13 protein-coding genes are annotated in these 10,934 nt (G+C 53.5%); 9 read left to right on the top strand and 4 right to left on the bottom strand.

Translation table 11 applies throughout. From position 1 onward, the window contains the following. Positions 1–41: 41 nt before the first annotated feature. Positions 42–362, bottom strand: coding sequence for a thioredoxin (trxA, locus tag IPN28_00355; GenBank protein QQS57306.1), 321 nt, complete (start codon positions 360–362; stop codon positions 42–44). A 185-nt stretch (positions 363–547) separates the two neighbouring features. Between trxA and IPN28_00350 the strand changes: the two genes are divergently transcribed. After that, complete coding sequence (locus IPN28_00350; protein QQS57305.1) at positions 548–1,522, top strand: D-alanyl-D-alanine carboxypeptidase; 975 nt, start codon at positions 548–550, stop codon at positions 1,520–1,522. Between the two features lie 154 nt (positions 1,523–1,676). After that, the gene (locus IPN28_00345; GenBank protein QQS57304.1) at positions 1,677–3,407 is read left to right on the top strand and encodes a type I secretion C-terminal target domain-containing protein; all 1,731 of its coding nucleotides are present in this window, start codon (positions 1,677–1,679) and stop codon (positions 3,405–3,407) included. Between the two features lie 11 nt (positions 3,408–3,418). Here IPN28_00345 and IPN28_00340 read toward each other — a convergent pair whose 3' ends face one another. Continuing rightward, positions 3,419–3,784, bottom strand: a complete 366-nt coding sequence (locus tag IPN28_00340; GenBank protein QQS58498.1) for an aspartate 1-decarboxylase — start codon at positions 3,782–3,784, stop codon at positions 3,419–3,421. Positions 3,785–3,865: 81 nt separating this feature from the next. Here IPN28_00340 and IPN28_00335 point away from each other — a divergent pair, with 81 nt between their 5' ends. After that, a complete protein-coding gene (locus tag IPN28_00335; GenBank protein QQS57303.1) occupies positions 3,866–4,237 on the top strand; it encodes a histidine triad nucleotide-binding protein in 372 nt (123 codons plus the stop codon). Positions 4,238–4,372: 135 nt separating this feature from the next. Here IPN28_00335 and IPN28_00330 read toward each other — a convergent pair whose 3' ends face one another. Next, complete coding sequence (locus IPN28_00330) at positions 4,373–4,969, bottom strand: hypothetical protein (GenBank protein ID QQS57302.1); 597 nt, start codon at positions 4,967–4,969, stop codon at positions 4,373–4,375. Positions 4,970–5,062: 93 nt separating this feature from the next. After that, positions 5,063–5,686: a hypothetical protein gene (locus tag IPN28_00325; protein ID QQS57301.1), complete on the bottom strand. Its 624-nt coding sequence runs from the start codon at positions 5,684–5,686 to the stop codon at positions 5,063–5,065. Positions 5,687–5,947: 261 nt separating this feature from the next. On the opposite strand from IPN28_00325, the gene IPN28_00320 reads away from it, so the two are divergent. From IPN28_00320 to IPN28_00295, 6 genes are all read left to right on the top strand, one after another. Next, entirely contained in the window at positions 5,948–6,397 is a 450-nt protein-coding gene (locus IPN28_00320; protein QQS57300.1) for a GNAT family N-acetyltransferase, read from the top strand. 12 nt (positions 6,398–6,409) lie between these two features. Beyond that, entirely contained in the window at positions 6,410–6,685 is a 276-nt protein-coding gene (locus IPN28_00315; protein QQS57299.1) for a hypothetical protein, read from the top strand. 10 nt (positions 6,686–6,695) lie between these two features. Next, complete coding sequence (locus IPN28_00310; GenBank protein ID QQS57298.1) at positions 6,696–7,346, top strand: hypothetical protein; 651 nt, start codon at positions 6,696–6,698, stop codon at positions 7,344–7,346. A gap of 101 nt (positions 7,347–7,447) precedes the next feature. Further along, entirely contained in the window at positions 7,448–7,960 is a 513-nt protein-coding gene (locus IPN28_00305; GenBank protein ID QQS57297.1) for a hypothetical protein, read from the top strand. Further along, positions 7,961–9,490: a YifB family Mg chelatase-like AAA ATPase gene (locus IPN28_00300; GenBank protein QQS57296.1), complete on the top strand. Its 1,530-nt coding sequence runs from the start codon at positions 7,961–7,963 to the stop codon at positions 9,488–9,490. It begins immediately after the preceding gene. 164 nt (positions 9,491–9,654) lie between these two features. Then, positions 9,655–10,896, top strand: coding sequence for a hypothetical protein (locus tag IPN28_00295; protein ID QQS57295.1), 1,242 nt, complete (start codon positions 9,655–9,657; stop codon positions 10,894–10,896). The last annotated feature ends 38 nt before the right edge of the window (positions 10,897–10,934 follow it).

Here is a 10,934-nt window from a genome sequence, read left to right as displayed (position 1 = left end):
AAGGCCTTTATCCACAGATGGTTAATTGTAAATCGGCTGAGTCAGACGTGGTTTTCCAGCCATGCCATCAGTTGCGATTTGGGCATTCCGCCCATGCGGGTATCAACCAGCTTTCCGCCCTTGAAGAGCATTAGGGCGGGGATGCCGCGGACGCCGTATTTGGTCGGTGCTTCGGGCGCTTCCTCGATGTTCACCTTGACGATTTTGAGCTTTCCGGCCATTTCGCCGGCGACTTCCTCAACGATGGGCAGGAGTTTCTGGCACGGGGCGCACCATTCCGCCCAGAAATCCACGAGAACGGGCTGTTCGGATTCCACGACTTCTTTCGCGAAGTCCTTGTCGGTGACGGATTGCAAGCTCATGATCTTCTCCTTAACTCTACGCAATATCCTCTCACTATGGCTCAAACGGGCTTTCGGTCAAGGCATCCTGCGGGTTTATCCTCTTTATTCTGTTAAATGTTCGAAATTTTAAGGGGAAAAGTTACGGCCTCTCTTTCTGCAACATGAAAGACTTTCCATCTTCCTTGAATTATGTATAAAGAAATATGGCTGTTTTCCGTTCCATCGAACATTCCTTCCGGGCCGCGACTCTCGCGTTTATTACCCTGCTTGGGGCGGAAAGCGCGGAGGCGCAGTGTGTGCCCGAGCGCGAATCCTATTTCGTGATGGATGCCCGTACCGGAGAGGTTCTGCTGGAGAAAGATGCGGGGATCCGGGTGCAGCCGGCGTCGATGGCCAAGCTGATGACTCTGCTGCTGGCGCAGGAGGCCATCGACAAGGGACTCATGTCGGTCGATGACCGGCTGGTGATTGCCAGCAATACGAGCTTGCGGGCGGATATGGAGCGGCTTTCGGGCTGGCGCGGTTCGGTCCGGCTGGGCGATGCGATGAAAGGCGCGGCGATCAGTTCCTTTAACGATCTGGCCGCGACGATTGCGGAATACACGGCCAAGGCCTTTAAAGCGGGGCGGACGGAAATCGAGTTCGTCACGTTGATGAATCGGCGGGCGCAGGAGCTGGGGATGGGGGATACGCAGTTTTACAATGCCAGCGGATTGCCGAGGCGGCTCGTCCGGGTGCAGGCGGGCGGATCGACGACCCGCGATCTGGCGATTCTTTTGAAGCATATCTCCGATCATCATCCGGCGTTGGCCGAATTGCTGGGGACCGGGGAGGCGAAGGTGCGCGGGCAGAGCCTCAAGAACACCAATACGCTTTTGCACAATGTCTCCCTTGCGTACCAGAATATCTTCGGCAAGACGGGCTATACGTGCGATGCGGGGTATGCGCTGACCGCCCATGTGCAGCAGGGGGAGCGGCGGGTGATCGCGTCCTATGTCGGGGGGAAAGACGCCAAGGAGCGGGAGAAGGCGTTTGTGGCGATTCTGGATCAGGCGTTCGCGGTGCCAATCCCGAAAAAGCCGGAGGGGGAGGCGCGGATTCATCAGGCGGATCTCCGGGAACCGGAAGAGATTCCCTGTCCCGCCGAGGCGCCGGACGGGTTGGAGTGTGTGCGTTAGATTTGTTACCCCCGTATTTGTGCGACTCCTATTTTTCGTATTGAACATAACAAATTAAGGCTTTGCGCCAAGGGTTATAATATGGTAAACGAAAGGACGTAACCACCTGTATTCTGTAAAAACTTTTTTATGTAATTAACTGGAGAGAGTTGCTTTGACTATTAATTATACGAGCGCCGATGGGGATATTACGACTACCGGAGAAGGTCTTGAGGATGAACTCAATTTTCTAAGCGGCTATCCCCTGAGTTTTAATTCTAGTGAGTTTACTTACCAGAAATTAGGTAACGACCTCGTGATTGTCACTCGGTCAGGCGGAACGGCTGGTGGAACGATCACAATCGAAAACCATTTTGTGAATGATATTTTCCGGTTTGAGACTCTTATATTCTCGAGCTTTTTCGGTACGGAAAGACGCCTTAACCTTTTGTTCGGCACTGACAATAACGATCAAATCATTGGGTCTTCAGGAACTGATTTTATCAACGGTCTGGACGGGGATGATCTAATTTCCGGTCTTGATCGTTCTGATATAGTCGATGGCGGAAATGGCATCGATATCGTGGATTACAGCGGCTTTGCGAGTGCTGTGTTTCTTGATTTACTCCACGATGATTATTACGGAGAAAATGTTACCCGTAGCTTGCAAAATATCGAAGGTTTTATAGGCACGAATTATTTTGACGAGTTAATTGGCGATGATTCTGTAAATATTATCCGTGGCCTCGACGGTCAAGACACTATACGAGGTTTTGGGGGAGATGATCTTCTCGAAGGCGGTCAGGACAAGGATTATATCCGCGGTGACGCTGGCGAAGACCGTATTTATGGAGGGGAAAACTCTGACCGTTTGTACGGAGGTACGGGGAATGACCTGATTTACTGTGATGATGGCGATGATATCAATGTCAGAGGCGATGAAGGTGATGACAAGCTCTATGGCGGAAACGGCAACGATAAGCTTTACGGGGATGATAAGGAAGGAATAATTGTCGGCAACGATCTTCTTGATGGGGGAAACGGGGACGATGATTTGCGGGGAGGTCTTGGGGACGATACCTACCGGGCTTCTGCGGGACAGGATTACATATACGATATCGGCGGTTTTGACCGCCTGATTTTTGGAGAGCAGACATCTATTTACGATTTAAGATTCCAGCGAGATGCAGTCGATACAAACGATCAAATTATTATTGACGGCGCCAATCAAATTCATATTGAAAACCAAACAGATTTTTCGGGCCACTATGCGATTGAGTCCTTGGTTTTTACCGACGGTTCATCTGCTGATTTTACGACGATCTTGGACTGGGTTTTTGCCTCAGATTCTGGGGAAATAATTAATGGAAGCTATCATCGGAACGATACAATTATCGGCGGCGATGGGGATGATCGTCTTTACGGTAAGGATGGGGACGATTTTTTGTTTGGTGGTCGCGGCCATGATAATTTGCGTGGTGATAAAGGAAATGACGTTCTTCATGGTGGTTTGGGTGATGATATTCTGAGAGGGTACGAAGGGGACGATTCCTTATTTGCTGGAGACGGTAAAAACCGTCTTGAGGGCCATCAAGGAGCAGATATGTTCATATTCTTCGGCCCGGAAATCGTCGACAGCCAGATGGACCGTATTGTTGATTTTTCTCATGATGAAGGCGATAAAATCATTCTAGATCATGTACTCGACGGTTATGATCCTCTAAATGACACAATACTTGATTTTATATCCTTGCATACGACTACTCACACTTACCTTGATATTGATATCGATGGGAAAAATTCACAGTATGCCTCAGTCGCAAACGTTATCCGTATAGAACTCACAGGAGGCGATTGGACAGATGCTCAAGAGCTGATTGATAACGGAGACTTGATTATCCTGTAAATATCCTGCCCTCAGGCGGCGTGGCCGCTTTTGAGGGCGGTGTGTTTGATCCGGTTTTTTTCATCAAGCAGGAGAATTGCGGGGTGGAAGTTTTTGGCTTCCTGTGCGTCCATCTGCGCGTAGGCGCAGATAATCACGAGATCGCCGGGTTTGACGAGGTGCGCGGCGGCGCCGTTGATGCCGATCTCGCCGGAGTTTCGGGGGCCGGGGATGGCGTAGGTCGTCAGGCGGGCGCCGTTCGTGATGTCCAGTACGTCCACCTGCTCGTGCGGGAGGATGCCGGATTTTTCCAGAAGATTCGCGTCGATGGTGATCGACCCCTCGTAATCCAGATCGGCGCGGGTGATTGTGGCGCGGTGCAGCTTGGCCTTGAGCATTGTCAGGATCATGGTCTTTACTTTCCTTGCAAACGCTGTGTAATCTGGTCTTCCTGACCTCAAAAAGCAAGGAAAAACGCCATGAGCCGCTATGATTCGAATAACGTCTTCGCCAAGATCCTGCGCGGGGAGATTCCCTGCGGCAAGGTTTATGAAGACGATCATGTACTGGCGTTCAAGGATATTAATCCGCAAGCGCCGGTGCATATCCTCGTGATCCCGAAGGGGGCGTATGTTTCGATCTCCGATTTCGGGGCGAAGGCGAGCGCGGCGGAGATCAAGGCGTTTTTCGATGCTGTGTCCAAGATTGCGGCGGAGCAGGGGCTTTCAGAGGACGGGTTCCGCACGATTACCAACACAGGGGCGAATGGCGGGCAGGAAGTGCCGCACTTTCATCTGCATATTCTCGGTGGGCGGCGGTTGGGGCCGATGCTGACGAAGCTCGCGGCTTAGTTTCACCGCTTTTCTAAAGACCTGCAAACACGGGTTTTCTCCGCTTCCGCTTCTCAAATACCTCCAAGTATTCTGCGATGCGGTTCTCGAAAACCCGTGTTTTCGCTGACTTTATAAAAGCGGTGGGTTACGAGCCTAGGTCTGTTTATTCTGCCGCCAGTGCAGATCGAATTTAACGCCTTCCTTGTATCCGGTTGGAAGGGCCGGGCCCTTTTCGATAAAGGGCGCGTATTCGTACATATGGTAAATAAGCTGTTTGTTGGATGTAAATCGGCCGCAACACGCTAAATTTATATGAGTGAAATTTTCATCCGCTTTGAATACATGTAAGTCGATCCATTCAGGGACCAGACCGTCGCGCCAGAGAAGGTTAACGATATCTTCCTGATTATCGAAGTACCTGACCGGATTTTCCAAATCTTCGGGGAAGGTTTTTTCCCCTTCCCGCAGGTTTTTGTCATAGGAGCAATTCAAGGATACAATGTAGGTCATCGCGTCCGGCAGCGTGTTCGTTACAAACTTGCGGGTGAAATCCCGTGCGAGGCGGGCCGATATATCAAGGTTTTTTGCAAATCCCTCCCGTGAAATATCGACGTGCGCCCAGAAGGAGGGATCGAGTATTTCAGAACCTGAAATTGTGATGATGCCGTTCTCATTCATGTTTTCAGGTTTGGCCTTAGCCGCCTGCATTTTTGCTTTGAATCGTTCATAATTTTCAGCGTGCCAAGGCATGGGGGATAGTAGCATTTTTTCGCAAAAAAATCCCCGGCTTTAAGGGCCGGGGAGAAGGTATAGATTTTCTTCACTTGAGGAGCGATGAAACTTCTAGCCTTTCGGGCGGAAGGGGATGATGTTGGTTTCCTGCGCCTCCACCTGAATTCCGGCCATGGCGGGCAGCATATTTCCGTCATCGACCAGGGCGTCTTCGTAGAGGAGGGCGTCGGTCCGCAGTTCGATCAACTGGTCCACGATCAGAAACTGGCCCTGGAGCTGGATCAGGAGGATGTCGAGAATTTCGGCGGCGTTGGCGTCATAGATTTCCAAAGCGACTTTGGTGAGGGCGAGGTTGTCCATCAGCTTTTCCATGCGCTCGGAGAGGCGGGGCAGCAGAGCCTGCAGCTTTGCCTCACGGGCAGCGGGGTTGGTTTCGGCCAGTTTGCAGACCGGGCGGAACTCCTTGATGATTTTCTCGCTCAGGACGCCCAGCAGGGCGAGGTCCAGTTCGCGGTTTTTTTCATAAATGTAAATCTCGCGGGCGATATTCGCGCAGCAGAGCAGGGCGATATCCGGCTCCATCTCGCTGATGACCGTGTGGAGGGAGCGTTCGGCTTCGGGGTTGAGGGGGATGTGTTTGGTCAAGATGCCTTTCATAATCGTGGGAAGAAGGTACTCAGCGCGGAAGAGAGCGGGGTATTTGTTGCTTCTGCTTCTACTGCCATCGTCGTTCATATTTAAAGTCTCCTATGTGTAGTCTCTTATCCTTTCATTTAAGGGGTAATGGTTAAGAAGTGCTTAAGATCGGTTAAAATCTTATAAGTTATTGATATTGCTGTTATTATTTTTATGGATTTTTGTGCCTTCGTATGGGGGAAGGCGTAAAATCTTAAAAATTTATGCATTGATTCGCGGGGGCGTTTTGGGGAGGCGAATCGCTCTGGATCCCCGTGTGCGCGGGGATGTTTTTGGAGGAGGGTGTGGTAGGGTGGAAAAATGATTGTCGGTAGCAGAAATATAGTGTTCGAGGTGATTCCGTATGCAAGCGCAGCTTATCGGGAGGCGGTGCGGCTGCGGGAGGCGGTGCTGCGGGCGCCGTTGGGGCTGACGTTCACGCCGGAGGAGCTAGAGGCCGAGAAGGATCATCTTCATCTCGTCGGGCTAGAGGGGGAAACGGTCTGTGCGACCGCTGTGCTGGTGCCCGAGGGCAAAGCGATGAAAATGCAGCGCGTGGCGGTGCCGCCGGAGCTGCGGGGGCGCGGGATCGGGCGGGCACTGATGACATACTGTGAGCGGGTGGCGCGGGAGCATGAGGCGAAAACAATTTACGTCCATGCGCGGGACTCGGCGGTGCCGTTTTACGAGAAAAACTGGTATGTCGGGGACGGAGAGCTGTTTGACGAGGACGGGATTCCGCATCTCAAGATGTGGAAGTTGCTGGTCTGAGAGGTATTAGAAATGCATGATCTTCTTCTTGCGCTTTACTTTTCGTTTCTGGTCGCGGGCAACGTGTTTTTGCTTTATGCGAATCTGATTGCGCGGCTGGCGTGGCGCGAGGATATTCCGCCTTACGGATTCAGGACGCCCACCTTTGCGGTTCTTTTCCATCCCGAGCGGTTTGTGCGGAAGGAGAAGGCTTCCGCCGTGCGGCGGCTGGCGGTTATCGGATGTATCTTGCTGTTTTTTTGCCTTGCGGCGGTTCTGACCGATATTTTTATGAGCGTTGGATTTTAAGGAGATGTTTATGGATCAGAATGACGGGGTGCCTCCGCAAGCGCGGTGGCTTTGGGTTGCTGGGGGTTATTGCGCGTTTTTGTGCCTCGGTATTCTGGGCGGCATTTTGTTCTCCGGCGAAGGGGAATACGATGTCGGCAACGCGGTGGAGATGCCGGAGGCGTCGGTCGTGATCGCGCTCGTGCTCGGGGTGGCGGCGGCGGGGCTCTTTTGGCGAAAGACTATCGGGCGCTTGGCGTTTTTTATTGCAGCGCCGTGGGGGGCTCTGGCGCTGGCAGCTTCGTGGCCGTTCAGTTTGTGGCAAGAGGATATTCCCTATACGGTCCTGCTGGCTCCTGTCTACGCGCTGCTGGTGTTTTTCATCAGCCGGGGCGGGGTTCTCGCCACGCTGGGCGCAGCCGATGCCGGATGGGTGAGGCGGGGCGGCGCGGCGCTGGCGGTGTGTGTTGTTATTATGGGCGCGGTGCGGCTTTTTGTTGCGACCTCGCCGCCTTCGGGCGGGGGCGGTCTTTTCGGGCTGGGGGCGGGGATGAACGAATATGTGCAGCGTATGGTGATGTGCGATGTGCCGCTGTGGCATTATGCGGCGGGATTGCTGGCGGTTTCGATTCCGACGCGGTTTAGAGGGGCGGTGGATGGTGGCGAAGGTGGGACTCTGTAGCAAGTTTAGGAGCTTCTGGCCTGAGACTGAATTGTGCGCGGTGGGGATGCTTTCGTTGCGGGTTGTGGTCGGGCGTAAGGTATAAAAAAGGGCCAAAGACAATGTTTGTCAAAGCTGTGCAGGTTGTTGCTTTTCTTCTTCAGTTGTTATTTTGCCTATTTTTTATTGGGTATATTTTTTTCCTTCTCTATGCTTTGGTGATTTGTCCGCCCTATAGCTGCAGCAACGCTGAAAGTATGATTTACCAACCTGCTGTAATTTTTTTCTTTCCTTTCATTTTCAGTCTTCCTGTCGTTTCTTATACCCTCAAGCGCTATTTTGATTTTCCAAAGCCTGTCTTGGACGAAGAATTAACTCAAAAAAAGGATCGCGTTATCGTAGTCTTTCTTTACGGATTAGGTTTTTTTCTTCTCGGCTGTTTGATATGGAATTTTGTTTTTTATCTGGAAAACTGTCATACAGTTGATTGTCAGATTCGGTTCTGGTTTGGCCCAGCTTGGTTTTTTAACCGCTTTCTATTTTTGGCTATCGTTTTATACTTTCTTTTTCTGGTTTATAAAATCAATCGTCGTTTGTCTGCGTACCAGGGCGAAGACGAAGAAACAGGTTATTAGATGGTCGCGCGGGTGCACACGGTGTCGTTTCAGGGGATTGAGGTCAAGCCCGTGGATGTGCAGGTGCAGATTTCCAACGGGCTGCCGGCTTTTACCATCGTCGGGCTTCCCGATAAAGCGGTGGCGGAATCGCGGGAGCGGGTGCGTGCAGCACTCCATGCCTTGGGTTTGTCCCTGCCGCCGAAACGCCTGACCGTCAATCTTGCGCCTGCGGACCTGATGAAGGAAGGGAGTCATTTCGACCTGCCGATTGCGCTTGGCCTGCTTGCCGCCATGGGGGTCATTCCGAAGGACGAGCTTGAGGGTTTTGTTGTGCTGGGCGAGTTGTCGCTGGATGCCGGAATCCGGCGCGTATCGGGCGTTCTGCCCGCCGCGATGCACGCGAACGAGAACGACCGGAACCTGATCTGTCCGCAGGAATGCGGCGGGGAGGCGGCGTGGGCGGGGACGATTGACATCCTTGCGCCCGCGAATTTGCTGCAGCTGGTGAATCATATCAAGGGCACGCAGGTCATGAGCAAGCCGGAGGCGAAGCTGCGGGATGAGGCCGCTTTCCGCGCGCCGGACCTGTCGGAGGTGCGGGGGCAGGAGACGGCCAAGCGGGCGGTGGAAATTGCTGCAGCCGGGGGGCATAATCTCCTGATGATCGGGCCGCCGGGATCCGGCAAATCCATGCTGGCGAGCTGTCTTCCGGGGATATTGCCGAAGCTTTCGCCGCGAGAGGCGCTGGAGGTTTCGATGATCCATTCGTTGGCCGGAGCCTTGCCCGCCGGGGGATTGCTGCAGCATCGGCCCTTTCGCAACCCGCATCATTCGGCCTCTCAGCCCGCGCTGATCGGCGGGGGGCATAAGGTGAAGCCGGGGGAGATTTCGCTGGCGCATCACGGGGTTCTTTTTCTGGATGAATTGCCGGAATTTGCGCGGGGGACTTTGGAGGCTTTGCGGCAGCCGATGGAAACGGGCGATGCGCTGGTGGCGCGGGCGAACGCGCATATCCGCTATCCGGCGCGGTTTCAGCTTATCGGCGCGATGAATCCGTGCCGCTGCGGGTATCTGGGTGACCCCTCCCAGGAATGCACGAAGGCGCCGCGCTGCGGGTCGGATTATCAGGGGCGGTTGTCCGGCCCCTTACTGGACCGGATCGATCTTCATGTCGATGTGGCCGCGGTCAGTGCGCTGGATCTGCAGGCGCCGGGGAGCGGGGAGGAATCGGCGGTTGTCGCGGGGCGGGTTTTGGCGGCACGGGCGATCCAGAAGGCGCGGTATGAGGGTTTTTCTGCGGAGATTCCGGGGGAGATCAATGCAGTTGCGAGCGGGAAGGTGCTGGAAAGCGTTGCGCCACTGGCCGAGGATGCTAAAGCCCTTATGAATCAGGCAGTTGAGCGGGGAAAACTCTCGGCGCGGGCTTATTACCGGATTTTAAGGGTAGCACGGACGATTGCCGATCTGGCGGGCGGCGGGGATATTTTGGGGCGGGCGGCGGTGGCCGAGGCGCTGAGCTACCGGCGTATCTTCCTGAATTCACTATAGAATCCGATGGTTTTGCAGATTAAGGCAAAAATAAGGTCTTATCGAAGAAAATTGTTTGTATTCTTCCGGGCGGGCGGCATATAATTCATATGTATAATCTTGCCTGTCCTGCGGGCGCCTGTTTTTATCGGGTGGGGTGGGGCGATAGAAAAGTCGGTGAAAGAATGACAATCGCTGGTGTAAATTTCGATATCGATGAAGTCGGTTACGGACGCAGCCCTGACGGGGTTTCGAGTCATTCGCGTGATATTATGGATCGTGCGGGTTATGAAGCGGCCTACAGCTCCGACGATCCGGTCTACTGGCAACAGTTTCGCGTCCAGATGGGCGGGATGCAGCACAATCAGCAGATGACCTTTACCGAATCGCTGATCAAGGGGAATGTGCGTGAGCAGACCTTCATGGAGATGCTCCGTCCCGAGGATTCGGCCGCCGGAAAATACCGTGCCGACAAGATCGATACCAAGAGTTTGCAGCGCGATGTGACCAAGCCGATTACGGATGCGGCGCAGATTTCGCAGAAGGCCCATGAAGGGCTTGCCGATGTGAAAGAGAAAATCGGCAATTTCATGAATGACTGGAATCAGGCCAAGACCGAGGCGCTGGATGTGATCAAGGCGACCGCTATCGATCAGGGGCTTGATCCTGTCGTTGCAATGGATACTCTGATTCCCGACAATGCCGCGACCAAGGGTACGGCTATGGCTTATGTCGCAGGAGAGGCGGCTTTCGGGGCTGGAACCTTGGCGACGATGGGCAAGGCTTCGTTTGTCGCCAATGAAATGGGCGATGAGCGTAAAAAACTCAGCCGTGCCGAGCAGGAAGCATTACTTGAAGAGTCGCTTAGACGTTTGCAATCGAACGCGCCGCAGGATACTCGTGCCAGTGCTTCGGCCAGCGGCGGGTCGGCTCCGGCGGTCAGCGCCGACGACCAAAGTGAGAATCACTGGAATAATTTCGAGATGGACGATCTGGCGGAGTTTATCGCTGCCGATCCACATCAGGAAGATGATTTTAAAGCCCTCGTGGATCTCGAATACGATCTGGAGGAGAATGTTATTAACGGCAACCATGCCGATATTCGTGAGCATTACGGGAAGTGCGGCGACTTGGTTGCTAAGGCCCAGGTTGAGATTGATGCCGGCAACGTTGCGGTTCAGAAGCTCGTAGATGAAGCCACTGTCGTTGAAGATGTCCGCACGGCAGCACGTTACGATGCCGCGCATGTCAAGCTCGTCGGTGATAATCTGACAGGATTTTCCCGCGTGGCCACCGATCTGGGTATGGACTCTCAGTCGGTCAACACCGTTCTGGATCACGAGAAGCTCAATACAAGCGCCTTGGAAGTTCAGTTGACCCTTGCCATCAACAAGAAGATGGATCACGGGATGTCTCTGGCGATGTAAGCTTTGTTCGGGTTTTTATGAAGGGCGCTTTTGCGCCC

It is taken from the genome of Alphaproteobacteria bacterium (genome assembly GCA_016699735.1).
Classification (GTDB): domain Bacteria; phylum Pseudomonadota; class Alphaproteobacteria; order Micavibrionales; family Micavibrionaceae; genus JAGNKE01.
The sequence above is the reverse complement of the archived record's forward strand: the minus strand, read 5'-3'. Positions and strand labels throughout refer to the sequence as shown.

What these genes read in the sequence shown, in the direction of transcription:
- IPN28_00300 (QQS57296.1), top strand. Translation starts at nt 7,961, where the DNA reads ATGGTCGCGCGGGTGCACACGGTGTCGTTTCAGGGGATTGAGGTCAAG.
- IPN28_00335 (QQS57303.1), top strand. Translation starts at nt 3,866, where the DNA reads ATGAGCCGCTATGATTCGAATAACGTCTTCGCCAAGATCCTGCGCGGG.
- IPN28_00305 (QQS57297.1), top strand. Translation starts at nt 7,448, where the DNA reads ATGTTTGTCAAAGCTGTGCAGGTTGTTGCTTTTCTTCTTCAGTTGTTA.
- IPN28_00295 (QQS57295.1), top strand. Translation starts at nt 9,655, where the DNA reads ATGACAATCGCTGGTGTAAATTTCGATATCGATGAAGTCGGTTACGGA.
- IPN28_00310 (QQS57298.1), top strand. Translation starts at nt 6,696, where the DNA reads ATGGATCAGAATGACGGGGTGCCTCCGCAAGCGCGGTGGCTTTGGGTT.
- IPN28_00315 (QQS57299.1), top strand. Translation starts at nt 6,410, where the DNA reads ATGCATGATCTTCTTCTTGCGCTTTACTTTTCGTTTCTGGTCGCGGGC.
- IPN28_00325 (QQS57301.1), bottom strand. Translation starts at nt 5,686, where the DNA reads ATGAACGACGATGGCAGTAGAAGCAGAAGCAACAAATACCCCGCTCTC.
- trxA (QQS57306.1), bottom strand. Translation starts at nt 362, where the DNA reads ATGAGCTTGCAATCCGTCACCGACAAGGACTTCGCGAAAGAAGTCGTG.
- IPN28_00340 (QQS58498.1), bottom strand. Translation starts at nt 3,784, where the DNA reads ATGCTCAAGGCCAAGCTGCACCGCGCCACAATCACCCGCGCCGATCTG.
- IPN28_00320 (QQS57300.1), top strand. Translation starts at nt 5,948, where the DNA reads ATGATTGTCGGTAGCAGAAATATAGTGTTCGAGGTGATTCCGTATGCA.
- IPN28_00350 (QQS57305.1), top strand. Translation starts at nt 548, where the DNA reads ATGGCTGTTTTCCGTTCCATCGAACATTCCTTCCGGGCCGCGACTCTC.
- IPN28_00330 (QQS57302.1), bottom strand. Translation starts at nt 4,969, where the DNA reads ATGCCTTGGCACGCTGAAAATTATGAACGATTCAAAGCAAAAATGCAG.